This is a genomic window from Nocardia sp. NPDC056611 (assembly GCF_042792755.1).
Classification (GTDB): Bacteria; Actinomycetota; Actinomycetes; order Mycobacteriales; family Mycobacteriaceae; genus Nocardia.
In genome coordinates this window covers 339,645-362,658 of sequence record NZ_JBHTVV010000002.1, presented here as the reverse complement: position 1 = coordinate 362,658, position 23,014 = coordinate 339,645, and the positions used below count along the sequence as shown (strand labels likewise).

At 68.4% G+C, this 23,014-nt stretch carries 23 protein-coding genes; 12 read left to right on the top strand and 11 right to left on the bottom strand.

The window, feature by feature from the left end; translation table 11 throughout:
* The first annotated feature begins 33 nt into the window (after window positions 1–33).
* Complete coding sequence (locus ACFRAQ_RS10125) at window positions 34–1,095, top strand: YihY/virulence factor BrkB family protein (RefSeq protein ID WP_379096923.1); 1,062 nt, start codon at window positions 34–36, stop codon at window positions 1,093–1,095.
* Here the strand turns inward: ACFRAQ_RS10125 and ACFRAQ_RS10120 are convergent.
* From ACFRAQ_RS10120 to ACFRAQ_RS10110, 3 genes are read right to left on the bottom strand one after another with little or no spacing between them, the layout of a single operon-like run.
* Complete coding sequence (locus tag ACFRAQ_RS10120; RefSeq protein WP_379096920.1) at window positions 1,060–3,027, bottom strand: acetoacetate--CoA ligase; 1,968 nt, start codon at window positions 3,025–3,027, stop codon at window positions 1,060–1,062. The genes ACFRAQ_RS10125 and ACFRAQ_RS10120 overlap by 36 nt on opposite strands.
* The gene (locus ACFRAQ_RS10115) at window positions 3,024–3,791 is read right to left on the bottom strand and encodes a 3-hydroxybutyrate dehydrogenase (RefSeq protein ID WP_379096917.1); all 768 of its coding nucleotides are present in this window, start codon (window positions 3,789–3,791) and stop codon (window positions 3,024–3,026) included. The genes ACFRAQ_RS10120 and ACFRAQ_RS10115 overlap by 4 nt, the downstream gene beginning before the upstream one ends.
* Window positions 3,788–5,167 carry an MFS transporter gene (locus tag ACFRAQ_RS10110; protein ID WP_379096914.1) on the bottom strand — a complete coding sequence of 460 codons (1,380 nt, stop codon included), beginning with the start codon at window positions 5,165–5,167 and terminating at the stop codon, window positions 3,788–3,790. The genes ACFRAQ_RS10115 and ACFRAQ_RS10110 overlap by 4 nt, the downstream gene beginning before the upstream one ends.
* A 124-nt stretch (window positions 5,168–5,291) precedes the next feature.
* Here ACFRAQ_RS10110 and ACFRAQ_RS10105 point away from each other — a divergent pair, with 124 nt between their 5' ends.
* Window positions 5,292–6,218, top strand: coding sequence for a LysR family transcriptional regulator (locus ACFRAQ_RS10105; protein WP_379096911.1), 927 nt, complete (start codon window positions 5,292–5,294; stop codon window positions 6,216–6,218).
* 7 nt (window positions 6,219–6,225) lie between these two features.
* Here ACFRAQ_RS10105 and ACFRAQ_RS10100 read toward each other — a convergent pair whose 3' ends face one another.
* Window positions 6,226–6,792, bottom strand: a complete 567-nt coding sequence (locus tag ACFRAQ_RS10100; protein WP_379096908.1) for a hypothetical protein — start codon at window positions 6,790–6,792, stop codon at window positions 6,226–6,228.
* 97 nt (window positions 6,793–6,889) lie between these two features.
* On the opposite strand from ACFRAQ_RS10100, the gene ACFRAQ_RS10095 reads away from it, so the two are divergent.
* Entirely contained in the window at window positions 6,890–8,800 is a 1,911-nt protein-coding gene (locus ACFRAQ_RS10095) for a VWA domain-containing protein (RefSeq protein WP_379096906.1), read from the top strand.
* A 223-nt stretch (window positions 8,801–9,023) separates the two neighbouring features.
* Here ACFRAQ_RS10095 and ACFRAQ_RS10090 read toward each other — a convergent pair whose 3' ends face one another.
* Window positions 9,024–9,764: a helix-turn-helix domain-containing protein gene (locus ACFRAQ_RS10090; RefSeq protein WP_379100187.1), complete on the bottom strand. Its 741-nt coding sequence runs from the start codon at window positions 9,762–9,764 to the stop codon at window positions 9,024–9,026.
* Between the two features lie 453 nt (window positions 9,765–10,217).
* Window positions 10,218–10,883 (bottom strand): winged helix-turn-helix transcriptional regulator, encoded by a 666-nt coding sequence (locus tag ACFRAQ_RS10085; RefSeq protein WP_379096903.1) that lies wholly within the window; start codon window positions 10,881–10,883, stop codon window positions 10,218–10,220.
* Between the two features lie 86 nt (window positions 10,884–10,969).
* Here ACFRAQ_RS10085 and ACFRAQ_RS10080 point away from each other — a divergent pair, with 86 nt between their 5' ends.
* From ACFRAQ_RS10080 to ACFRAQ_RS10060, 5 genes are all read left to right on the top strand, one after another.
* A complete protein-coding gene (locus ACFRAQ_RS10080) occupies window positions 10,970–11,455 on the top strand; it encodes a thioesterase family protein (RefSeq protein ID WP_379096900.1) in 486 nt (161 codons plus the stop codon).
* 104 nt (window positions 11,456–11,559) lie between these two features.
* On the top strand, window positions 11,560–11,925 hold the full coding sequence (locus tag ACFRAQ_RS10075; RefSeq protein ID WP_379096897.1) for a hypothetical protein: 366 nt from the start codon (window positions 11,560–11,562) through the stop codon (window positions 11,923–11,925).
* 178 nt (window positions 11,926–12,103) lie between these two features.
* A complete protein-coding gene (locus tag ACFRAQ_RS10070) occupies window positions 12,104–12,772 on the top strand; it encodes a hypothetical protein (protein WP_379096894.1) in 669 nt (222 codons plus the stop codon).
* A gap of 244 nt (window positions 12,773–13,016) precedes the next feature.
* A complete protein-coding gene (locus ACFRAQ_RS10065; protein ID WP_379096891.1) occupies window positions 13,017–13,922 on the top strand; it encodes a helix-turn-helix domain-containing protein in 906 nt (301 codons plus the stop codon).
* A 66-nt stretch (window positions 13,923–13,988) separates the two neighbouring features.
* Window positions 13,989–14,879: a DUF5995 family protein gene (locus tag ACFRAQ_RS10060; RefSeq protein WP_379096888.1), complete on the top strand. Its 891-nt coding sequence runs from the start codon at window positions 13,989–13,991 to the stop codon at window positions 14,877–14,879.
* An 8-nt stretch (window positions 14,880–14,887) separates the two neighbouring features.
* On the opposite strand, the gene ACFRAQ_RS10055 is transcribed toward ACFRAQ_RS10060, so the two are convergent.
* Together ACFRAQ_RS10055 and ACFRAQ_RS10050 are read right to left on the bottom strand one after the other, a co-directional pair.
* Window positions 14,888–15,268, bottom strand: coding sequence for a hypothetical protein (locus ACFRAQ_RS10055; protein WP_379096885.1), 381 nt, complete (start codon window positions 15,266–15,268; stop codon window positions 14,888–14,890).
* Between the two features lie 65 nt (window positions 15,269–15,333).
* Window positions 15,334–16,713 (bottom strand): FAD-dependent oxidoreductase, encoded by a 1,380-nt coding sequence (locus ACFRAQ_RS10050; RefSeq protein ID WP_379096882.1) that lies wholly within the window; start codon window positions 16,711–16,713, stop codon window positions 15,334–15,336.
* 159 nt (window positions 16,714–16,872) lie between these two features.
* Here ACFRAQ_RS10050 and ACFRAQ_RS10045 point away from each other — a divergent pair, with 159 nt between their 5' ends.
* The 4 genes from ACFRAQ_RS10045 (at window position 16,873) to ACFRAQ_RS10030 (ending at window position 20,895) form a co-directional block, all read left to right on the top strand.
* A complete protein-coding gene (locus ACFRAQ_RS10045; RefSeq protein ID WP_379096879.1) occupies window positions 16,873–18,198 on the top strand; it encodes a saccharopine dehydrogenase family protein in 1,326 nt (441 codons plus the stop codon).
* 5 nt (window positions 18,199–18,203) lie between these two features.
* Complete coding sequence (locus ACFRAQ_RS10040; RefSeq protein ID WP_379096877.1) at window positions 18,204–19,493, top strand: NAD(P)/FAD-dependent oxidoreductase; 1,290 nt, start codon at window positions 18,204–18,206, stop codon at window positions 19,491–19,493.
* Between the two features lie 2 nt (window positions 19,494–19,495).
* Window positions 19,496–20,191: a transporter gene (locus ACFRAQ_RS10035; RefSeq protein WP_379096874.1), complete on the top strand. Its 696-nt coding sequence runs from the start codon at window positions 19,496–19,498 to the stop codon at window positions 20,189–20,191.
* An 80-nt stretch (window positions 20,192–20,271) separates the two neighbouring features.
* The gene (locus ACFRAQ_RS10030; RefSeq protein WP_379096871.1) at window positions 20,272–20,895 is read left to right on the top strand and encodes a TetR/AcrR family transcriptional regulator; all 624 of its coding nucleotides are present in this window, start codon (window positions 20,272–20,274) and stop codon (window positions 20,893–20,895) included.
* Between the two features lie 71 nt (window positions 20,896–20,966).
* Here the strand turns inward: ACFRAQ_RS10030 and ACFRAQ_RS10025 are convergent, their stop codons facing one another.
* Genes ACFRAQ_RS10025 through ACFRAQ_RS10015 form a run of 3 tightly spaced genes read right to left on the bottom strand, consistent with a single transcriptional unit; the run spans window position 20,967 to window position 23,000 of the window.
* Complete coding sequence (locus ACFRAQ_RS10025; protein WP_379096868.1) at window positions 20,967–21,182, bottom strand: DUF3263 domain-containing protein; 216 nt, start codon at window positions 21,180–21,182, stop codon at window positions 20,967–20,969.
* Window positions 21,183–21,187: 5 nt separating this feature from the next.
* Window positions 21,188–22,225: a phosphotransferase family protein gene (locus tag ACFRAQ_RS10020; protein ID WP_379096865.1), complete on the bottom strand. Its 1,038-nt coding sequence runs from the start codon at window positions 22,223–22,225 to the stop codon at window positions 21,188–21,190.
* Complete coding sequence (locus ACFRAQ_RS10015) at window positions 22,218–23,000, bottom strand: SDR family oxidoreductase (protein WP_379096862.1); 783 nt, start codon at window positions 22,998–23,000, stop codon at window positions 22,218–22,220. Before ACFRAQ_RS10015 ends, ACFRAQ_RS10020 begins: the two co-directional genes overlap by 8 nt.
* Window positions 23,001–23,014 lie beyond the last annotated feature (14 nt).

Genomic DNA, 23,014 nt, shown 5'->3' with positions numbered 1-23,014 from the left:
TTCGAAGCCCTGGTAGGCGATGCTTGGACCACGATGAACGCGCACGACGAATCTCCGCAACACGCCGACGCGTCCCCGCCCGGCACCCCCGTCGTGCTCGCCGACACCCGCTGGGGTCGCACCCGGCAGCTCGTGACGCACGTCGCGGTCAAGGCGTGGGGCGACTCCATCTTCGCCAAATCCGCGGCGGCCGCCTTCTGGCAGACCCTGTCGCTGGCCCCGCTGCTGCTGGGTCTGCTCGGCAGCCTCGGCTATGTCGGGCACTGGTTCGGGCCGAACACCGTGGGCATCGTGCAGTCCAAGATCGTGAGCTTCGCGCGGAAGGCGTTCAGCCCCAGCGTGGTCGACACCCTGGTCCAGCCGACCGTGAACGACGTGCTGCAACGCGGTCACGGCGGTGTGGTGTCGGTGGGTTTCGTGCTGTCGCTGTGGGCCGGGTCCTCGGCGATGGCGACCTTCGTCGACGCCATCACCGCCGCGCACGGCCAGGCCACCGCCCGCCACCCGGTCTGGCAGCGCATCTTCGCGCTGCTGCTCTATGTCGGCTTCCTGGTCGTGGCGGTGCTGATCCTGCCGCTGATCGCGCTGGGCCCGACCCTGATGGGCCGGGTCCTCCCGCACGGCTGGCGCGAACCGGGTCTGCGCCTGATCGACGCCTTCTACTACCCGGCCACCGGTCTGCTGCTGATCGTCGGGCTGACCTTCCTCTACAAGACCGCGCTGCACCGCACCCTGCCGTGGCATCGCCTCTTCGGCGGGGCGCTGGTCGCGGGCGTCTTCTTCATGGCCGCCAGCGAGGGCCTGCGCCGCTACCTGGCCTGGATCACCCGCACCGGCATCTCCTACGGCGCGCTCGCCGCCCCGATCGCCTTCCTGCTGTTCACCTTCTTCCTGGGCTTCGCGATCATCCTCGGCGCGGAGTTCAATGCCAGCGTCGAGGAGTTCTGGCCCGCCCGCGCCACCCGCTGGGATCAGCTCCGCGACTGGTGGCAGTCGCGCAGACCGCCCGCGCCGGAATCGAGTGATCCGGAGCCCGGGCGATCACCTGAGCCGGACGGGTCACCCGGGCCGCAACGCCGCGAACCAGTCCAGTAGTTCGGGGCGGTCGACGGCCCCGCGCGCGACGACCTCGCCGGGATCGCGGCCCTGGAAGAGTTTCTTCAGCGGGACTTCGAGTTTCTTGCCGGTCCGCGTGTGCGGGATGCCCGGGGCGGCGATGATCTCGTCGGGTACGTGCCGCGCCGAGAGTTCGCTGCGGATGGCCGTATTCACCCGGTGGCGCACCTCGTCGGTCAGCTCGGCGCCGTCGGCGAGCACGACGAACAACGGCATCCAATAACCGCCGCCGGGCTGCTCGACGCCGAGCACCAGCGCGTCGGCGATCTCGGGCAGGGCGCTCACGGCTCGGTAGATGTCCGCGCTACCCATGCGAATCCCGTTGCGGTTGAGGGTGGAGTCCGAACGGCCGTGCACGATCACGCTGCCGCGTTCGGTGCGGGTGATCCAGTCCCCGTGCCGCCACACACCGAGGTAGGCGTCGAAGTACGCCTCGCGGTATCGGGCGCCGTCGGGGTCGTTCCAGAATCGCAGCGGCATCGACGGCATGGGCGCGGTGATCACCAGCTCCCCCACCTCGCCCCGGGTGGGGCGGCCGTGTTCGTCCCAGGAGTCCAGCGCCACACCGAGATAGGGGGCGGACAGCTCCCCGGGCCAGACCGGCACCGTCCGCACGCCGCCGCAGAAGGCCGACACCACATCGGTGCCGCCGCTGATCGAGGACACCGGCACGTGCTCACCCACGGCGTCGCGCACCCAGAGTGAGGACGATGGCGGCAGTGCCGCACCCGTGACGCCGACCGACCGCAGGGCTGACAGGTCATGGTCGCGGCCCGGCGCCGCGCCGGCCTTCTCGCAGGCGAGCAGGTATCCGGGGCTGGTGCCCACCACGGTCGCGCGGGTGCGGGCCGCCAACCGCCACAATCCGTCCGGCGCGGGGTGGGCGGGGCTGCCGTCGTAGCAGACGATGGTGGCCCCGACGAGCAATCCGGCGACCTGGTAGTTCCACATCATCCAGGACGGGCTGGTGTACCAGAAGAAGGTGTCCTCGGGCCCGATATCCGATTGCAGGGACAGCGATTTCAGGTGTTCGAGCAGCACCCCGCCGTGCCCGTGCACGATTCCCTTCGGTTTTCCGGTGGTGCCCGAGGAGTACAGGACCCACAGCGGGTGGTCGAAATCCACTGCCACCGTGTCGATTCCGGACCCGGCCCACTCCATTGAGGCGACGCTGTCCCAGGTCAGGGCTCCGTTCACCGCGAGCCCGAGCCGGGAGACCGCCACGGTCGCCCGCAGGGTGGGCAATCCGGCGCGCAATGCCGCGATCTCGTCGCGCTTGTCGTGCGCCCGGCCCGCGTACCGGTAGCCGTCGGCGGTGATCAGCACCGTCGGCTCCAGTTGCCCGAGCCGGTCGAGCGCGGCCTGGGCCGAATAGTCCTGCCCGCAGACACTCCAGATCGCGCCGATGCTCGCGGTGGCGAGGAAGGCGATGACCGTCTCGGCGATATCGGGCAGGTACCCGGCCACCCGATCCCCGGGTCCGACACCCAGGGTGCGCAGCGACCGGGCGAGCGCGCCTGTGCGCGTGAGCAATTCCGTCCAGGACAGCTCGCCCGGCGGGGCGTCCTCGCGCAGTGTCACGATGGCGGGCCGGTCGGTGCGCGCTTGCCGCACCACCTGATCGACGTAGTTGACCGTGGCGCCGGGGAACCAGCGGGCTCCCGGCATGGAGTCGTCGGCCAGCACCGCACCGGGCACGTCGCCGAGCTCGAACCAGTCCCACACCGCTCGCCAGAAGCCGGGCAGATCATCGACCGACCACTGCCACAGCGCTTGATAGTCGGGCAGGCGCACGCCGGTCCGCGCGGTGACGAACCGCGCGAACCGGGTGATCCGCGCGTCCTCGATGACGTCGAGTCCCGGTGTCCACTGGGGCTCGGGGCCGCCCGCCGGCGCGAAGATCCCTGTCATCGTGCGCTCCATCCACCGTCCATGGTGTACGAAGCACCGGTCACCATGCCCGCCATGTCGGAGGTGAGCCAGCCGACCAGCGAGGCGACCTCCTCCGGTTCGACGAGCCGTTTGATCGCGCTCTCGGTCAGCATGACGGTCTCGACCACCTCCTGCTCGGCGATCCCGTGCGCCTTGGCCTGATCGGCGATCTGTTTGTCCACCAAGGGGGTCCGTACGTAGCCCGGATCGACGCAGTTGCTGGTGATCCCGAACGGCCCGCCCTCCAGCGCCGTCACCTTCGACAGACCTTCGAGGGCGTGCTTGGCCGTCACGTACGCGGACTTGAAGGCCGAGGCGCGCAGGCCGTGCACGGAGGAGACGTTGACGATCCGCCCGAACCGCCGCCGCTGCATGTGCGGCAGCGCGGCGCGGGTGAGCAGGAACGGCGCCTCCACCATGAGCGCGAGCATGGTCCGGAACCGTTCGGGCGGGAATTCGGTGATGGGAGCGACGGTTTGGACGCCGGCATTGTTGACCAGGATGTCGACGTCCAATTCCAGGTTCTCCAGGGCGGCGACGTCGGACAGGTCGACTTCCCATGCGGTGCCGCCGATCTCGGTGGCCACCGTCTTGGCGGCCACCCCGTCGATGTCGGCGACCCGCACCGCCGCGCCGCGCCGGGCCAGTTCCCGCGCGCACGCCGCGCCGATCCCGCTTCCGCCGCCGGTGACCAGCACCGTCCGCCCGCGTAGGTCACCCTCGCCGCGATCGCCCGGCCTCATGCGCTCACCGTCTTCGAATCAGCCTGCGTCGCGGTCTCTTCCGCGTCGGCGCGGTCGACGGCCTCGAGGTCGAGGCCCTTCGTCTCCTTCGCGCACAGCACCGCGATCACGGTCACCGCGCACGCGGCCGCCAGGTACACGGCGATCGGCACCGCGGACTTGTAGACGTCCAGCAGCTTCACCGCGATGATCGGCGCGAGCGACCCGGCCACGATGGAGGTCACCTGATAGCCCAGGGACACACCGGAATACCGCATGCGGGTGGGGAACATCTCGGCCATGATCGCCGGCTGCGCCGCGTACATGAGGGCGTGGAACACCAGCCCGATGATGACGGCGAGCAGGATCAGGGCATTGTGCTTGGAGTCCATCATCGCGAATCCGAAGAAGCCCCAGGTCCCCGCCGCCAGTGCGCCGATGAGATAGATGGGCTTGCGCCCGTATCGGTCGCTGAGCCGCCCCGCCAGCGGGATCACCAGGAAATGCACGGCGTGCGCGGCCAGCAGCCACCACAGGATCACCTTGGTGTTCGCGCCGACGTGCACCTTGAGATAGGTGATGGAGAAGGTGACGACCAGGTAGTACATGATGTTCTCACCGAAGCGCAGGCCCATCGCCGTGAACACACCGCGCGGGTAGCGCTTCAGCACCTCGAACGGGCTGAACGAATCGGCCTTCTCCCGCTCCGCCTGCTGTTGCGCCGCAAGGAAAATGGGCGCGTCGGTGATCTTGCTGCGCACGTAGTAGCCGATCAGCACCACCACCGCCGAGAGCCAGAAGGCGACCCGCCAGCCCCACGACAGGAACGCCGCGTCCGACAGCGACGAGGTCAGCACCAGCAGCACGACGGTGGCGGTCATGTTCCCGAGCGGCACCGCCGCCTGTGGCCACGACGCCCAGAACGCGCGGCCCCGGCTCGGGCTGTGCTCGGCCACCAGCAGTACCGCGCCGCCCCATTCGCCGCCGATGGCGAAGCCCTGGATGAAACGCAGCGTCACCAGCAGCACCGGAGCCAGGTAGCCGACCTGCGCGAAGGTGGGCAGGCAGCCCATCAGGAAGGTGGCCGCGCCGACCAGCACCAGACTCAGCTGCAGCAGCTTCTTGCGGCCGTGCCGATCACCGAAGTGCCCGAACACGATTCCGCCGATCGGGCGCGCCGCGAAGCCGACCGCGTAGGTGATGAACGCGGCGAGGATGGCATCCAGATCGCTGGTGCCCTTGGCGAAGAACACCTTGTTGAACACCAGCGTCGCCGCGGTGCCGTAGAGGAAGAACTCGTACCACTCCACGACGGTGCCGGCCATGGAGGCCGCCACCACCCTCCGGAGTGCGGCGGGACCGGTTCCCGCCTGCCGCACCGCTTCTCGGACGCTCATGCCTGATCTCCTTCACACACGGGCCGCGTTGTGACGCAGCCCACAGCACTGAAGGAGAGTATTCGTGCAGACCGAAGTCGCTGCAATGACCACTTTCGCAACCGATATCTGCAAATATGCAGAAATGAGCGCGACCTCCGCCACCCCGAGCCCCGACGATCTGCTGGTGCTGCTCGCGGTCGGCCGCAGCGGTCGATACGTCTCCGCGGCCGACGAACTCGGCATCAACCACACCACGATCTCTCGCCGCATCGCCGCGCTCGAACGGGCGCTCGGCGGACGGGTCCTGGACCGCGGCTCGGGTGGATGGGAACTCACCGATCTGGGCCGTGCCGCCCTGCGGGCCGCCGAATCCGTCGAATCCGCGGTCAAGTCCCTCACCGGGGCGCGCGGCGAGCGCGTGCTCGAAGGTGTGGTCCGTATGTCGGCGACCGACGGTTTCAGCGCCTACCTGGCCGCCCCGGCGATCGCGGACATCCAGCGTCCGCACCCTCGGATCAGCGTCGAGATCGTCACCGGCACCCGGCGCGCGTCCCCGCAGCGCTCGGGCCTGGATCTCGAGGTCGTGGTCGGCGAACCCCGGCTCCGCCGCGCCGAGGCCCTGCGCCTGGGCGATTACGTGCTGGGCCTGTACGGGTCCCGGGCGTATCTGGCCGAGCACGGCGCTCCCGCCTCGGTCGCGGACCTGCCGGACCATCCCCTGATCTACTTCATCGACTCCATGCTCCAGGTCGACGACCTGGACCTGGCCTCCGGATTCGCCCCGGCCATGCGCGAATCCATCTCCTCCACCAATGTTTTCGTCCACGTGGAGGCGACCCGGGCCGGCGCGGGCCTGGGCCTGCTGCCGTGTTTCATGGCCGACCGCCACGCCGACCTGGTGCGCGTACTGCCCGACCAGGTCGGCGTCCGCCTCACCTACTGGCTGGTCTCGCGCGCCGAGACCCTGCGCCGCCCCGAGGTGGCCGCGGTGGTCGAGGCCCTGCGCGCCCGGGTGCACGCGGAGGCCGACGCCTTGCTCGGCACCTTCGGGAAGCGGCCGAGCGCCTGATTCCCGGCTACTTCATCAGGCGCAGCAGCCCGAGTTCCGGCTCGAGCGCGCCGTCCTGGCCCAGGGCGAGGAAGTCCGCCTCCACCGCCGAGCGCTCCAGCACGCCTGCCCGCACGGCTCGGTAGCGGACGAAGGACCAGACGAAGACATCGAGGTTGTCGAAGCGGGTGCCGTCCTCGACCACCTCTTCCTCGTGAAACCACACGGCCACTTGACCATTGGTGAGCACCACGTACAGATTGCCGCCGCCGTCGGCGCCGACGGAGTACACGTCGTCGTCGGTCAGCTCGGTCGAGTAGTCCGAATCGAGGATGCCGCAGTCGTTTCCGGCGAAATCGAAGGCGTAGGACCAGTCGAAGATGTCGAGGAACTGCGGCATGCGTCCCGATCGGACGCGGTCGTCGAACGCGGCCAGCGCCGCCGCGTGCTCATCGTCCAGACGGGCGAGAAACGGTGCGACGGGACGGGATTCCTCCGGGATCCGCACCGGCTCGGCGTCCGGGAACCAGCGCGCCAGATCGTTGTCGAGATCGCGATCGATATAGCCGACCAGGTCGGCGGGGGTGAGACTCACGCCGGGATTGTAGGCCCCGCAAATTCAGGTGTCCCACCATCTATTGAATGTCCGTAATGTCTGTTTCGTTCTGAATCTCGACCCATAGACGAGGACGATGACGAATACCACTGCAAGACTCCGACACCGGGCGGCCGCTGCCGCCGTAGGTTTCATCGCGCTGGCCGGGGTCACGGTGCCCGCGGCGGCGGAGGAAACGCCCGACTACGCACCGACAATGCTGATCCTGGACGCTTCGGGATCGATGGAACGGCCCGATCCGGCGGGCACCATGATGGACGCCGCGAAGATCGCCGTGCACTCGTTCGTCGACACCGCACCTGCCCAATCGCGGGTCGGGCTGGCCGTGTACGGCACCGGCACCGGAAACACCGAGGCGGACAAGGCCGCCGGGTGCCAGGACGTGCAGGTCCTGCACAAGCCCGAGACCCTCGACCGGGCCGCGCTCGGCAGCGCCGTCGACGGCGTCAAGGCTCGCGGCTGGACGCCCATGGGCACCGCGCTGCGGCAAGCCGCCGCGGCCCTGCCGAATTCGGGACCGCGCTCGATCGTGCTGGTCTCCGACGGTGACGACACCTGCTCCCCGCCCGACCCGTGTGAGGTGGCGGCCGAATTGAAGCAGCGCGGCCTGGATCTGGTGCTGCACACCATCGGTTTCGCCGTGGACGGCAAGGCGCGGGCGCAGTTGACCTGCATGGCTCAGGCCACCGGCGGCACCTACACCGACGCCGCCGACGGGGCCGCACTGCAGCGCACGCTGCCGCGCGTCACCGCCTCCGCCCTGCGCAACTACAAGGCGGTGGGCACGCCGATCACCGGCACCGGCAGCCATGACACCGCCCCGGTGGCGACGCCCGGGCTGTACCTGGACACCATCGGCCAGAAGGAGAAGCGCTACTGGGGTATCGACATCCCGGACGGCGCGACCGCGTATTTCAGTGGCACCGTGTCGTTTCCGCGGGTCGCCGGTGTCGGCGTCGTCGAGGACATGAACGTCATCCGGATGCGCGCCTTCGGCGCGGACGGCAAGGACTGCAATCTCTACGAGTTCCAGCAGACCACCAGTTCCAGTGACGGCGTGGCCATGACGGTGGCGAAGTCGTTCGAGCGGGCGACCCAGAAACGCGAGAACCCCTCCGACACCTGCAAGGGCGGCGGCAAGTACTTCTTCCAGCTGGAGTGGGACACGGTGGCCACCGGTACGCCGGAACGGCTTCCGATCGAACTGCTCTTCGCGATCGAACCGGGCGTGACCGACCCCGGGCCCGCGGCGGCCGCCAAGCCCATCACCTTCGTCGAGCAGAGCGGACCGGGCACACCGGTGTCGGGCGGTGCTTCATTCACCGTCGCCGCCGACCTCCCGGGCGGCGGGCGCTACACCGATGTGGTGCGGCCGGGCGAATTCGTCTTCTACCGGGTGCATCTGGACTGGGGTCAGGCGCTGTCGTACCGGGTCGATTACGGCGGGAACGGCGCGCGCGGATCGGACAACGTCTCCAATATCCGCACCGCGCTCTACAACCCGATCCGCGAGGAGATCGGCTCGGACACCGGCGCCTACACCGGCAGCGACACGGTATTGCCCTCGAACAAGGCGCTGGCGACCACGCCGATCCGATACGCCAACCGCACCGCCGACCGGTACGAGTCGCACAAGGAAGCGCTGGCGGGCTGGTACTACATCTCGGTCAAGGTCGGCTCGAACCACACCACCATGGGTTCGAACACACCCGTCCCGGTGCGATTGGATCTGACCGTCGGCGGCACCGAGGAAAGCGGTCCGCGCTACACGAGTACCGCCGACATCTTCGGTGAGCACTCCGGCCCGAGCGTGAGCCGCACGTCCCCGTCGGGCCGGACGCCGGGCGCGCCGGTCGCGGCGGATTCCACGGATTCGCGGTCGAATTCGACGCTGCTGCTGATCGCCGCGGCGGCCGGGGCCATCGTCGTCGTCATCGGCGGCGTGCTCATCGCGGTCCTCGTCGCCCGGAGCCGGCGCCGCAGGTAACCGTGGACGCCCACGGGCAACCGCCGGGGCCGCGGGTCGTGCACGAGAGTGCGGTCCGCGGCCCTTTACCCTTGTCTGCCCGACCCGGGCGCGGGACGATGGCTGGATGAAGAACGACAAGCTGGACGAGCTGCTGGGGTTGCTCGACAACAACACCTGCATGCTCGAGGTCGTCCAGGACGAGCTGCTGGGTGAGGCGGAGCCCGCGCGGCCCCGCACTACCTCACCGCGCCCCGATTCCCCAGAACATCCGCGTCCAGCCGGGATGCCGGGCGGTGTCGACGTCGTAGAGTTGCAGATCGAGTCGGAATAGCTTGCCGGACACTCGATCTCGCAGCCGGACAGCGGGTTGCGCCAGCGAGTAGGCAACTCGCCCGGCCGCCCACCGCCCGGCGAATTCCGGATAGCGGCACAGGTCGGCCAGTAACTGACCCGCCCACACGGCATTGCAGGGCAAAGCGATACGCGCGCGGAGTGCGGCCACGGCCGACTCCACGACCAGGTCGTGCTCGGCCAGCACGGCGCCCGAACGCCCGTCCGACAGCAACCAATGCATGACATTGCCGATTTCCCGCAATCCCGGGAATGCTTGGTGGGCCGCGTCGTTGAGCGCCAAGATATTCCAGCGCAAATCGAAGTACCCGGCCGGATCGGATCCGCAGCGGTCGATCCGGCGCAGCATCTCAGGAGAGATATCGGCACGCAGATCGGCGACTCCGGGCACCTCGATATCCCGTAGTCCCGCCAGGTCGAACAAGTATCTCCGTTCGTCCTGCGAAAGTGGCAGCGCCCGTTCCAAATTCCCGGCCAGCGCCTCCACTATCGGCCGAGTCGGGTGGTCACGGCGTCCGATCTCCAGGTGGTTGATGTAGCTGGCGCTGACACCCGCGGACCTCGCCAACCCCTCCCGAGACAGACTCCGCTCATCCCGCAGGTGCCGAAGAAACTCCCCGAAACTCGGCATAGCCGGAGACATGATTTCGATCAAATCGACCATGCCGGACACCAATCCCCTTCCACTTGGTACCAATCGAACGAACAGTAGCGACTGGTCGAGTGCCCGAGCTGAAAAAGAGCAGATAGGATGAAAACCTGGCAAAGCTCAGGCAACCAGCCCGCGGGAATCGACCCCCGCCCGCCACACACAGGATCAAGAGCGGCACATCGTTCCCATCCCCGACGCCGAGCGGGAAATTCGATTGCCAAAGGTTCGCTGCATCGAAAATCGGCATGGACGGTCGGTTCCAGCGGCACGATCTGGCACTCGAGCCCGCCAACGCCGCCCACGACCGTCGGCAACAGCCCGGCCGCGATCCAGCCAGTGTGGCGGGTGCCGCCACCGGGCAGTGCGAACACCTGCGCCCGACCGATCCGCGACACCCGACACACAGCGGGAACCGGGGCGCGCCTGATCGATTCAGCCGCTCGCGGATGCGAGAGCGTCCGGGGTGAAGGCATAGCGCCGGAACCAGGCGGGCAGGCGGCGTTGCAGGGCGAGGTCGCCGTGCAGGCGGACCCCGGGGTGGCCGAGGACATCGGCCCACCGGCTTTCGCCGAGCCACCATCGGGTCAGGGTCTCGGTCGGCGCGGTCAGCCAGAGGTCGACCGGGGCGCCGGTATCGTCGCGGCAGAGGTTGACGCCGCGGCGGGACAGGTGCAGCCAGAAGCGGCGGTCGGCGGGTGGGCGATCGGAGAATTCCAGCGCGAGCACGACCGGTTGCGCGGGGAGCGCGTCGATATCGATGCGGCGCTGCATGTCCCAGGTCAGCGCGGCGGTGTCGAGGTCGTGTTCGGCGAGGGCGACGGCGTCGGTGGTGACCGCCCACCGGGCCAGCTCCCGCACGACCGGCGCGAGCGCCGAGCCGGTCTCGGTGAGCCGGTAGTCGGCGTCGATGATTCCGGCGGCCCGCAGCGCCCGTAATCGCGCCGACAGCGTGGCCTTCGGGATGCGCGGCAAGCCCCGGCGAATGTCGCCGAACGAGGACGCGCCCATCAGCAATTCCCGCACGACGAGCAGCGTCCATCGCTCGCCCAGCACCTCCAGGGCCCGCGCGACCGCGCAGAACTGACCGTAACCACTCATCCGGCCAGCGTAATCCCGGCTCCTCACCGACCGTGGTTCAAAGATTGAACTGGATCGTGCGAGCCCGTGGTCCGAGCATGGATCGCATGAGCGATCAGCTAGCTAACGCCCGGCAGCGAACCATCTTCGCGATCCCGTTTCACCCGCAATGGTCGGATATGGACCAGAACGGCCACATGCGCACCAACGCCTATCTGGCGGCGGCGGAGAACAGCCGGATGCAGTACTTCACCGGATCCGGCTTCTCCGCTGCCGAATTCGCGCGACGCGGCCTCGGACCGGTCATCCAGACCGACCAGCTGCACTACCGCGCCGAGCTGCGCCTGCTCGACCCCGCCGAACTCACCCTGGAACTGGCCGGCCTGGCACCCGACGGCGCGCGCTTCGTGCTGCGCAATACCTTCACCCGCGCCGACGGCAGAGTCGCGGCCACGGTCACCTCGACCGGAGGCTGGCTCGACCTCACCCGCCGACGGCTCACCGCCCCGCCCGAGGATCTGCTCCAGCTGCTGCGCGCGCTGGCCCGGACCGGGGATTTCGCCGACCTGACATCGCCGCTCGCCGAGCGCTGACAATTAGTTGCCAGCCTGATCCGGTTGAGCCAAAAGCTCTGCGCCCCTTACGTTCTCCTGACTCGCACACGGATTGTCGTGTGCGGGAAGGGAAAGGAACTGTCATGAAGGTGAGACTTCTGCTGGCGGCAGCGGTGACGATCGGATCGACGAGTCTGTCGGTGTTCGCCGCGCCCGCCGCGCAGGCGGGGCAGGCGTGCAACTGGTACCCCAGCGATGTGGGCCACGCGATCTACGGCGATTCGGTGATGGACGGCCCCTACAACACCTACAACCTGTACACCGGAAACTCCTCGAGCTGCGACCACACCGGATACACCGTGGCCGAGGGCGCCGCGATCAAGGTGGTGTGCACCGAGAAGAACAACGCGGGCAACCTGTGGGTCTACATCAAGAACAGCGCGGGCCACAAGGGCTGGGTCTCGCGGTCCAATGTCGGCACCATCTGGCCCATCGTCTCCGACTGCTGAGTCCGTCGGTTCCGCCTCGCCGCGTCGAGGACGATACCGGCCGGGAAGCGTTTCACCAGCTCACGCTCCCGCGCCGGTCATCGATCCCAGTGACCGAGATCACCTGGTGATCGGCGGATTGTCTGGGTTACTGTCCAGTACGCAGGATGATCCACATCACACAACGGTGAGTGAAGCTATGAAACTGACGTATCTGTTGTGGGGGGCCGAACTGAAGACCAATCTGCACGACCGCGACCTGCGGATTACCCTGGCCCGCTCCGGCGTCAGCGAACTGCAGATCAACATCCGCGACGAGTACGTCGCCGCCTCGGAACTCTGGTTCTGCACCTATGACACGCCCGTCGACGCCGTGGTGACCATGCGCGGCGTGGAGGACGCCGACTTCGTCACCTCGCTGCTGCGACCGCTCGCCGATCGCCTCGAGGGCTTCCTGGTCGACGAGTACACGCCGGTGACCCCGCCCCGCACCGACAGCGGCGCCCGTGCGGAAGCCTTGGCCCGCATCGCGATTTTGCGCATCCCCCCGGGCATGCCCCGAGACGAGTGGCTGCAAACCTGGATCGGCGACCACACCCGGGTCTCCCTGGAGAATCAAGCCGCCGTCGGCTACATCCAGAACCCGGTGCTGGCCACCATGACCGCCGGCGCCCGAGCCGACGCCATCGTCGAGGAACTCTTCCCCATGGAGGCCATGTCCGACCCGCACGCCTACTGGGGCAGCGGCGGCGACGACGCCGAACTGGAACGCCGCCTCTCCAACATGCTCGACAGCACCTCCCGCTTCGGCGCCGACCGCGACATCGACGTCATCCCCACCAGCCGCTACGTCTACTCGCTGCGCTGAGATCGATGGATACCATTGTGGGGTAATTGTTTCCAATGTCCCATATGTCGGATATTTGCTGAGGCGACGAAACCTGTTGCTACGGCGGACGACTGACGAAGCGTGAGGTTTCGGGTCGTGTCGAATATCCGGAAGTCCTTTCCCGGGTGTTACGTTCGGGCGGATTTACATATTCGATCGGCTTGGCAACATGTGGGTCACTCGGATGGGTTGCCGCGCTGATCCGACACGGTGGGATGGCGCAATGCTGCAGGTGAATCCGGAGCTCGACGAACCCCGGTTACGACCGCCCACGTTCGGGGCGCTGCTGAGCAGATTGCGGCGGGCGCGAAGAATCTCGCGGGAGCGTCTGGCATTCGGGATCGGGACCAGCGCCAGTTACATCGTGCATTTGGAGAAGGGGTACCGCACCCATCCCGGCCACGAGGTGGTCGCGGCCATCGTCAGATTCCTGGACCGGCACAGCCCGATCTCGTCCGCCGAACAACGGCACCTGCTGGACCTGGCCGGACTCGGCCACACCGCGCTCCCGACCAGCGAGGAGCTGACGGCGGCGGTCAGCCCGGAAATGCGGCAGGCGCTGGTTCTGCACGAACCCAATCCGGCCGCCTATCTGGATATCCGGGGCACCGTGCTGGCGTGCAACGAGAATTACCGGCGGTCCTTCCCCGGACTGGATATCGGCGTCAATCTGCTGCACTGGTATCTCACCGACGACAATTCCCGCCGAGTACTCCCGGACCTGGACAACGAGATCCGGTTCGCCGTCCAAGGATTGCGGGGACTGCTCTCCGACAACAGCGCCGCCGACGGGGCCCGCGAATTCCTCGCCGAACTCTCCCGTTTCGACATCGTCCGGGAACTGTGGGACGAAGCCCCCGCCAGCTACGGCCGACCGGAGCCGGCGATGCGCCTGCGCGACCCCGCGACCGGCCACGAGTACACCATCAATGCCCAGCTCTACGGCGTCACCGACGACCCGTCCTACCCGGGAAGCATGCAGTTCTTCCTCGGAATCCGCCCCGCGGACGCCCCACCCGCCGAATCCCGGTCCGCCCCAACGCCACCGGCCGACCGGATCAGCGCCCCGCCGCGTGAACCGCTCGACCCTCAGCGTGAGCCCCTCGAGCATCTGCCCGGCCTCGCCTGACAGATCGGCCCGCAGCTCAGGAGTGTCAGGCTGTACTCGCGCGGGGACTCCTGCTAGAAATCCATCGTGCTCAATGCATTTGCGCGTTCCCTGGCCGCCCTGTCCGTCACCGCCGCCACGATCGTCACTCCCGCGACCGCGTTCGCCGCGCCGGCCGAACCGTCGGACTGCGCGCCCACCCTGTCCCCCGCCGAGATCGACGAGATCGTGCGACTCTCCGATACCAGCGCCCTCGCCGGCGATGACGTGCTCGCGCGGCTCGACGACGCGGTGGCCCGCGATCACGGCCTCACCGAGATCCTCGAACGCCACACCGACCGGCGCGGCACCTTCGCGACGGGTCTGGACACGGTGGAGCAGCTCGCCGTGATGCCGCTCCAGCACAATCCGCGGGCGTTCGCCGATCCGGAATACGCCCATCGGGTCAGCTTCGATCTGCTGCGCCGGTTCCTCGACAATGTGCACGCGGAATTCAGCGGCGGCACCCCGGAACCGCACTGGCGCAACTACTTCGCCGCGGCCGCCGACTGCTCGGCCTCCCCCGCCCGCGTCGCGCTGGCCGGATACAACGCGCACCTGGTGGTCGACCTGCCCCGGGCCGTGGCCGCCGCGGGCTCCACTCCGGCCGACGCGGGCGACTACTTCACGATCGTCGCCGGGATCGCGAGCATCGGCGACGTCATCACCGAGCGCACCGACCGGATCTACCGCGCGAAGCTGGGCCCGCTGTGGCGCTTCTACTTCCTCGGCGAGGGACTCGACGCCGCGCTCGGTCAGGGTGTGGCGACCAAGCCGATGCTGGTGTTCGCCGACCTGGCGGCCAACACCACCATCTTCGCCAACGGTCTCGCGCTGGAGAATCCGTCGCTCGCACCGGCCGTGGAAGCGGAGATCGAGCTGGAACGCCGTACCGCCGAAAGCGCGTTCGACGTGCTGGCGCAATTCGACGCCATCTGACCCGGAGCTCAGCGTTCGCGAACCAGCGGCACGCGCCGACGGCGGCGACGGGCCGGGGCGGGGCGATCGGAACGGCGCCTGCGGCCGTGCCGCAGCAGGACCATCAGCAGGTCCTCCGCCGCGCGATACCGCGGGATGTCGACCCACAGCCGCCACAGGACCTCCGGGTCTCCGGCCTCGAGCACGGTGACGCGGACCGGGAGGACGTAGGCGGCCACACCGATATCGGAGAGTGCGAAGAGCACCCGATAGACCTGGGACTCGTCGAGGTCGGCGAGGATTCCCCAGCCTCGCGCGTCGAGCCCGTTGCTCAATCCTCGCGACGGGACCCAGTGCTGCCTCGCGCGGCCCAGCGCCCAGGGATCGGGGATCTCACGCGCCGCGGTCATGACGGCAGTCTATGTGCCCGAACGGACCGGCGTCGCGGGTCAGCCCGCGGCGCAGGTCAGGAGCGCTACCGGGTGGCGTCCCGGCGGACCGCGGTGACGGCCTTGCGGGCGGCGACCTGGACCGGATCCCAGACCGGGGAGAAGGGTGGGGCGTAACCGAGGTCGAGGGCGACGATCTGGTCGACGGTGAGGCGGGCGGTGAGGGCCACGGCGGCGATGTCGATGCGCTTGCCCGCACCCTCGCGGCCGACGATCTGGACGCCGAGCAGGCGGCCGGTGCGACGTTCGGCGAGCATCTTCACCGTCATCGGAGCCGCGCCCGGGAAATAGCCGGAGCGGCTGGTGGATTCGATGGTGACGGTGACGAATTGCAGGCCGGCGGCGTGCGCGTCCCGTTCGAGCAGACCGGTCCGGGCGACCTCCAGATCGCACACCTTGCTCACGGCGGTACCCACCACGCCGGGGAAGATGCCGTAGTCGCCGCCCACACCGGCACCGATGATCTGGCCGTGCTTGTTGGCGTGGGTGCCCAGCGGAATATGGCGTTCGGAGCCGGAGACCAGGTCGAGCACCTCCACGCAATCGCCTCCCGCCCAGATGTTCTCGTGTCCGCGCACCCGCATCGCGAGATCGGTGAGCAGACCCCCGGATTCCCCGAGCGGGAGTCCCGCGGCTCGGGCGAGGTCGGTGGCCGGGCGCACTCCGATGCCGAGAATCACGACATCGGCGGGATATTCGGCATCGTCGGTCGCCACCGCGGTGACCCGGCCCTGTGCGTCGGTGCGCGCCGCGGTCAGCTCGGTGTCGCCGATGACCTGAACTCCCATGCCCTGCAGGGCCTTCCGGATCAGCGCACCCATGTCCGGATCGAGCGTGGACATCGGCTCGGCGCCCCGGTTGATCATGGTGACCTGGAATCCCCGGTGGATCAGCGCCTCCGCCATCTCCACGCCGATGTACCCCGCGCCCACCACCACGGCGCGCCGTCCCGCGATCGATTCGAGGGTGTCGATGAGCGCCTGCCCGTCATCGAGGGTCTGCACCCCGTGCACCCCGGCCGCATCGATACCGGGCAGTTCCGGCCGGATCGGCGTCGCGCCGGTGGCGATCACGAGCTTGTCGTAGCCCGTCCAATCCTCCCGCCCGCCGTCGAGCCCGCGCGACCGCACCCGCCGCCCCGGCACATCGATCTCCAGCACCTCGGTCCGCAGCCGCAGATCGATATCCCGCGCCCGATGCTCGGCGGGAGTCCGTGCGATCAGCTCGTCCGGCCCGCCGACCTCCCCGCCCACCCAGTACGGGATCCCGCACGCCGAATACGAGGTGAAATGCCCACGCTCGAAAACGACGATCTCCAACTCCCCCACCGGCTGCAACCTGCGCGCCTGCGACGCCGCCGCCATCCCCGCCGCGTCCCCACCGATGATCACCACGCGTTCGCTCATGGCTCACACGGTACGAGGCGACCAGGCCCGAGCGAGCGCACAACGCCCTGCCCTCCTTGACCCAGTTCGATGACCAGGGGAAATGTCGATCATGTATCAGCGGAATTAAACTTACTCAGTGTCATTGACACGACGTAAGTAGCGTTTTAGCCTGTGACCATGACCACAGCAAAGAGAATCGTCTTCATCGGCGCGGCCGGCGATATGTGCCGCGTCGCGATCGATCGCTTCGCCCGAGCAGCCGGGCACGGCGCATGGAAGTTGGAGTTGTACGACATCCGGCCCGATGTGCTCGAGGAGTTCGTCGCCACGTTGCCCGTCGCGGGAGTGACGGTCGGCTCGTTCGACTTGTTCGACAAGGTCGCGCTCCGCAAGGCGATTTCGGGTGCCGCGCTCGTCGTGCTCGGCGCGGGGCCCTACAACAAGACCGCGGAGCCGGTCATGCAGGCGTGCATCGAGAAGAAGGTGCCCTACCTCGACCTCGACGACGATGAGGAAAGCACCCTCACCGCCATGGACCTCGATGCCCGGGCGCGGAAGGCGGGGGTGCCGATCTTCGTCGGATGCGGCGCCTCGCCCGGCCTGACCAATGTGATGGCCGCCGACGCCGCCCGCGATATGGACACCGTCGACCGCATCGATGTGTGCTGGGTGACTGGCGACGAGGGGCCGGTGCCCTACGGCCGCGCCGTGCTCGATCACGCCATCCGCGGCTATGCCGGACCCTGTCACACCTGGGAGCACGGGCAGTCCGTGATCCATCAGACGTTCCTGGAAACGGATGTGGTCGCACTGGGCAATACCCTCGGCGATTCCTACCGGCTCTACGAGTGCGCCCATCCCGAGGCGGTGACCATGCCGCGACGGTGGCCGGGCGCCGATCGGATCCGGGTGCTCGGCGCGCTCGACCCGCCGCCGGTCAACGGGATCATGCGCGGCATCGCGGTGGCGGTGCAACAGGGCAAGATCTCGATGGACCAGGCGATCGACTTCGTCAACGACGTGATGACCGACAAGATGGGCTCGCCCAGGGTGTGGAAGCACGCGCTGTCGGGGCTGTGGGGCACCGTTCGTCGCGGCGAGATCGGCGCCGGCGAAGTGCTGAAGTACCTGGCCGCCGCGGCGGGCGGCAAACACCCCGAGTTCCGCGGGACCAACTACGTCCGAGTGACCGGCACACGGGATGGGGAACAGGTGGTTTCGGTGCGCCGGGTGCCGGTCAGCGGTCCGGGGACCGCGTGGACCGACATGGCCTCGGCCACCGGCTCGGCGACCGCGGCGTTCATGCTGCTCGCCATCGAGGGACTCGGTGCCCGGTCCGGCGTGCTGGCGCCCGAGGACTGGGCCGATCCGGAACGCTTCTACGCGGCGCTCGCCAAGACCGGCGGATCGAAACCCCACGAGGTCGTCGAAGCGGTGGTCACGCCCAGCACCGCGCTGACCGTGGCGAGGGTGGGCGCCTCGGCCAGCCCGAACGAACGGTGACGGGCATGGATCTCCTCACCGAAACCGGTTGGACCGCACCACCTGTCACCGCCGTGCCCGCACTGGCCGAGGAAACCACCTGCGATGTCGCCGTGATCGGGGGCGGCGTCGGAGGCATGTCGGCGGCGCTGCGGCTCGCCGAGTCGGGGCGCGATGTCGTCCTGCTCGAAGCCGAAACCTGCGGATGGGGCCCCAGCTCACGCAACGCCGGCTACGTGACCAACTCGATCGCCGCCGACCCCGCTCTGCTGGCAATGCTGTTCAGCCGCAGCAAGGTTCGCGCGCTGTTCCAGTTCGCCGAATCCGCGGTGGAGTTCACCCAGGACACCATCGCGCACCGGGGCATCGACTGCGAGTTCGAGAAGGCCGGCATCGTGCAGGCCGCGATCTCGAAGGGTCAGCTGCGCAAGGCGCGGCGGAACGCGAGGATCATGGCCGAGGCGGGCTCGTCGGCGGAGTTCGTCGAGGGACCGGAGGCGGGGCTGCCCGACGGCTTCCTCGGCGGTATGCGCGAAGGCGTCGGCGGCACGTTGAACCCGGCCGAATACGCCTTCGGACTGCGCGACGTCGTCCTGGCCTCGGGGGCAAGGGTATTCGAGCGCAGCCGCGTGCGGGAGGTCACCGACGGCGACACCGGGGTGACCATCCGGACCGCTCATGGCAGGGTGCACGCGAACCAGGCGCTGTTCACCACCAACGCCTACGGCAAAGACCTCTCGATCAGCCCGCGCCGGTTGGTCTCGCCGGTCTGGACCTCCCTGGTGGAGACCGAGCCGATCGCGCCGGAACGCCTGGACGACATCGGCTGGACCAGCCGCGCCCCGATGGTGACCGCCCACATGATTCTCGAGAGCTACCGGGTCACTCCCCGGAACACGATCGTGTTCGGCACCCGGCGATTGGAGACGACCCGGGGACCGCTGCTCGCCCGGACGCCGTCGACTCGAGTCGTCGACGATCTCGTTCGCGGCTTCCGGGACCGTTTTCCCGGGCTGGGCGATGTCGCTCCGCGACGGGCGTGGGGCGGCTGGATCGGCATGAGCTCCACGTGGCTGCCGGTGGCGGGGGAAGCCTCGCCCCGGGTGCTGTACTCGCTGGCGTGCAACGGACATGGCTTCGCGCAGGCTCAATATGTCGGCCATCTGCTGGCCGGCCGGCTCACGGGTGAATCCATGCCCGCGGACCTGGAAACCATCTGGCACGGCCGGGGCGGATTCTGGCCCAGCTTCGTCAGCTCACCGGCGCTGGATCTCGGCTGGTTCGGCGACCGCTTGTCCGATCGATTGGCGAGGTGAACATGCAACTCAAAGACGCACTGCTTTTGCTCGCCGATCTCTGGATGGTCTTCGCCGGGTTCACCTACGGCTGGAAGTTCATCCGGGACTACGGAAATTACCTGCTCGGCCTCGAATGGATCATCGTCGCGACCTCCGGCACCAACTTCTTCGTCTTCGCGTTGACGGGTGCGCACCGGTCCAGTCCGATGTATCACATCGCGCTGTTCTTCGACGCGTTCTCCCGGTCGGTCGGAATCACCCTGATTCTGGTGCTGGGCTTGATGCGGGTGACGCACCGCTACAAGCCCTCGCTGCCCACCGATATCGGTGTCTTCGCGCTGGCTACCGTCGCGGGCCTGTTCCTGTCGATATTCGCCGATCGCGTCGGTATCGCCGGGGCGGTCTTCTACATCGCGGTCAATGTAGTCACGTCGGTGTTCCTGCTCTCTTTCGCGCGGCGGCTCTGGAACATCGATGCGCGTGGAGAAGCGATCCGGGTCGTCATCGCGACCGCCGCGGGGTTCGTCATCGCCGCCACCTACGACCTCTATCACATCCCCGGCGATGACGAGAACCACGCGCTGTTCTACATCGCCGCGCTCGCGACCTGGGGATTCCAGATGATGACGTACTTCTACGCCTATCGCGCGATGCGGCGCCACAACGAACGGACGGAGTGCGATCGATCTGTCGTCGGTGCCGGTCCGGCCAGCTGACGGTGGATTCCCGCCGCCGGGTGAACACGCCCGGCGGCGGCTTCGCGTAATCACCGATGTCGTGATGTAGTGGGGAGACGATGAGCAGACGTCCGAAGCACGATCCGAAGGAATCGGAACGCGAGATTCTGAACGCCGCAAGGGAATTCCTGCGCGAGCGGCCGTTCCGCGAGATGACCGTCGACGCCGTGATGAGCCGGACCGGGCTCAAGCGGCCGGCGTTCTACGTGCATTTCCGCGACCGCCACGACCTCGCCCTCCGGGTGACCGACGAACTCGGGCAAGAACTGTCGGAGATGATCGATCGCTGGCTGGTGGGGACCGATCTGCTCAACGACGCCCGAGCGGCCTTCGAAGGTCTGGCCGATGTCTATCTGCGGCACGGCGCGGTCCTGCGCGCACTCTCCGATGCGGCCGGCAGCGACGAGAAGGTCGAGGCCGCCTACCACGGATTGGTGCAACGTTTCATCGAAGCGACTGCCAAGCGGATCATCGACGACCAGGACGCCGGCCGCATCAGCGCCGAACTCGACGCCGCCGAAACCGCCCGGGCCCTGGTCTGGATGGACGAACGCTATCTGACCCAGTCCTTCGGGCACACGCCGCCGGCGGATCCGAAGCGGGTCGTCGACGCGCTCTACAACATCTGGATATCCGCGCTGTACGGACCGCTCGCGCCGGAAACCGGCTCGGACCGCGCATAACGCGTCATACCCGCGCACCGGTGTCGTCCGGGGCGCGGGTTGAAGGGCATCGGATGGGGTGGGGGTCCCGGCTACCGGCCGGCCGAGCGATCGGCGCATTGATCCCGGAGCCGAGCGATCGTCGTGTTGTCGAGCGTCCGGGCGGCCGGGGAGGCGAGCAGGCGGGTCAGGCGGCCGTGGAATTCCGCGGGTCCGAGCCCGAAGCGCAGGAACGCCTCTTCGTCGTTGCCGCCGAAGGGAGCCCACTCGGCGGCGAATTCGATCATGGCGATGTCGAGTGGGCTCATCGGCGTCAGATCCCGGCGGAGTCGGCGATCTCGCCGGCCTTGTGCACGAGGCCGTCGATGTGCGCGAGAGTCGGTGTCCCCGCGGCGGATTCGTTGTGCGGGTCGTGCAACGCCCGGCGGCGGACGCCCTCGGCGATGATCGCGAGCTTCCACAGGCCGAACGCGTGCCAGTACCGGAGGGCGGCAGGGTCGCGGCCGGTGGCGGCGAGGTAGAGCCGCGCCATTTCCGCGCGATCGGGGAAGCCTTCGAGGGTGGAGGCTTCGAAGACGCCGACCGGCGGCTCGCCGGGTTCGGGCCAGTAGGTGAGCAGGCTGCCCATGTCGGCCAGCGGATCGCCCAGGGTGGAGAGCTCCCAGTCCAGCACCGCCGTCACCCGTCCGGTCTCGGGTGCGGTGATCAGGTTGCGCAGGTGAAAATCGCCGTGCACCAGACCGATTTCGCGTTGTTCGGGAATCGCGGCCGACAGCCGCCGGGTGAGCGCGTCCACCGCTGCCGACTCCCGGGTCTTGGTCAGATCCCACTGTCCGGCCCAGCGTTTGAGCTGACGTCGGGCGTATGGTGTGTGACTCGCCAAGTCCGCGAGGCCCGTGCGGGCCAAGTCGACGGCGTGAATCCTGGCCAAGGTGCCCGGCAGCGCGGTGGCGATCCGATGGCGGCCCTCCGGAGTCAGGGTCTCGGCGACCTCCATCGTGTCGACGATCAGGCCGTCGACGAACTCCATCAACACGACGGGTACGTCCGCGATCTCCGAATCGGTTGCGATACCGAGGATTCGGGGAGCCGGTACGCCGGTGTCGGCCAGGGCCGCCATGATGCGGGCCTCACGCACCACATCGTGAGCGGAATTCACCAGCTGCCCCAGCGGCGGACGGCGCAGCACCCAGGCGCGGCCTTCGGCGTCGGTGAGGCGATAGGTCAGATTCGAGTAGCCCTGGCCGATCCGCCGCAGCCGCAACGGCGGCGTGCAGTCGATACGCAGGGTCGCCAGCCAGTGCGCCACCGCATCGATGTCGATACCCGGCGCCGTCGTGGTGTCAGGCATGGGCCGCCGCCTCCGCCCGGAACAGCGCGGCGTCACCGAGGCGTTGTCCGCCGTCGATCACGAAGGTCTCCCCGGTGATCCAGCTCGCGGCGTCGGACACCAGGAAGGCGATCGCCGAGCCGACATCGGCGGGCTCGCCGATCCGGGCCGCCGCGATGCTCGAATTCAACTGTCCCTCATGTTCTTTCCACAACGACTCGGCCAGCTTGGTGCGCACCACGCCCGGCGCGACGGAGTTGACCCGCACCCGCGGCGACAGCTCCAGGGCCAGCTGCTTGGTGAGATGGATCAGCGCGGCCTTGGAGGCGTTGTACAGCCCGAGGTTCGGTTCGTACACCAGGCCGCCGATCGAGGCCATATTGACGACGGCGCCGCCGTGCTCACCCATCCACGCCCGGGCCGCCAGCCCGGTCCAGAGGATCGGCGCCCACAGGTTCACCTCGAAGGTCTTGGCGAACCGGGCGTGATCCTGGTCGATGACGGGCCCGTAGGACGGGTTCGTTCCGGCATTGTTGACGAGAATGTCGATGCTGCCGAATCTTTCGAGCGCCGCGTCCAGGCACCGCCGGGCGCTCGGTTCGTCGGCGGCGTGCGCGCCGACACCGAGGGCGGCGCCCCCGACTTCGGCTGCGGCGGCGTCCGCCGACTCCTGGCTGCGGGAGGTCAGCACGACGTTTCCGCCCGCCGCCGCAATGGCTTTCGCCACGGCGAGACCGATACCGCGAGACGCGCCGGTGACGATCGCGGTACGGCCGGTGAGATCGAATGGGGTCATGAGTGGGTGAATTT

Bases quoted from the DNA above. Each gene is read 5' to 3' on its own strand.
- ACFRAQ_RS10020 (WP_379096865.1), bottom strand. From the start codon at position 22,225: ATGCCTGACACCACGACGGCGCCGGGTATCGACATCGATGCGGTGGCG.
- ACFRAQ_RS10110 (WP_379096914.1), bottom strand. From the start codon at position 5,167: ATGAGCGTCCGAGAAGCGGTGCGGCAGGCGGGAACCGGTCCCGCCGCA.
- ACFRAQ_RS10055 (WP_379096885.1), bottom strand. From the start codon at position 15,268: ATGACCGCGGCGCGTGAGATCCCCGATCCCTGGGCGCTGGGCCGCGCG.
- ACFRAQ_RS10105 (WP_379096911.1), top strand. From the start codon at position 5,292: ATGAGCGCGACCTCCGCCACCCCGAGCCCCGACGATCTGCTGGTGCTG.
- ACFRAQ_RS10115 (WP_379096917.1), bottom strand. From the start codon at position 3,791: ATGAGGCCGGGCGATCGCGGCGAGGGTGACCTACGCGGGCGGACGGTG.
- ACFRAQ_RS10090 (WP_379100187.1), bottom strand. From the start codon at position 9,764: ATGCCGAGTTTCGGGGAGTTTCTTCGGCACCTGCGGGATGAGCGGAGT.
- ACFRAQ_RS10035 (WP_379096874.1), top strand. From the start codon at position 19,496: ATGCAACTCAAAGACGCACTGCTTTTGCTCGCCGATCTCTGGATGGTC.
- ACFRAQ_RS10025 (WP_379096868.1), bottom strand. From the start codon at position 21,182: ATGAGCCCACTCGACATCGCCATGATCGAATTCGCCGCCGAGTGGGCT.
- ACFRAQ_RS10015 (WP_379096862.1), bottom strand. From the start codon at position 23,000: ATGACCCCATTCGATCTCACCGGCCGTACCGCGATCGTCACCGGCGCG.
- ACFRAQ_RS10075 (WP_379096897.1), top strand. From the start codon at position 11,560: ATGAAGGTGAGACTTCTGCTGGCGGCAGCGGTGACGATCGGATCGACG.
- ACFRAQ_RS10050 (WP_379096882.1), bottom strand. From the start codon at position 16,713: ATGAGCGAACGCGTGGTGATCATCGGTGGGGACGCGGCGGGGATGGCG.
- ACFRAQ_RS10095 (WP_379096906.1), top strand. From the start codon at position 6,890: ATGACGAATACCACTGCAAGACTCCGACACCGGGCGGCCGCTGCCGCC.
- ACFRAQ_RS10030 (WP_379096871.1), top strand. From the start codon at position 20,272: ATGAGCAGACGTCCGAAGCACGATCCGAAGGAATCGGAACGCGAGATT.
- ACFRAQ_RS10065 (WP_379096891.1), top strand. From the start codon at position 13,017: ATGCTGCAGGTGAATCCGGAGCTCGACGAACCCCGGTTACGACCGCCC.
- ACFRAQ_RS10040 (WP_379096877.1), top strand. From the start codon at position 18,204: ATGGATCTCCTCACCGAAACCGGTTGGACCGCACCACCTGTCACCGCC.
- ACFRAQ_RS10120 (WP_379096920.1), bottom strand. From the start codon at position 3,027: ATGACAGGGATCTTCGCGCCGGCGGGCGGCCCCGAGCCCCAGTGGACA.
- ACFRAQ_RS10070 (WP_379096894.1), top strand. From the start codon at position 12,104: ATGAAACTGACGTATCTGTTGTGGGGGGCCGAACTGAAGACCAATCTG.
- ACFRAQ_RS10125 (WP_379096923.1), top strand. From the start codon at position 34: ATGAACGCGCACGACGAATCTCCGCAACACGCCGACGCGTCCCCGCCC.
- ACFRAQ_RS10080 (WP_379096900.1), top strand. From the start codon at position 10,970: ATGAGCGATCAGCTAGCTAACGCCCGGCAGCGAACCATCTTCGCGATC.
- ACFRAQ_RS10085 (WP_379096903.1), bottom strand. From the start codon at position 10,883: ATGAGTGGTTACGGTCAGTTCTGCGCGGTCGCGCGGGCCCTGGAGGTG.
- ACFRAQ_RS10045 (WP_379096879.1), top strand. From the start codon at position 16,873: ATGACCACAGCAAAGAGAATCGTCTTCATCGGCGCGGCCGGCGATATG.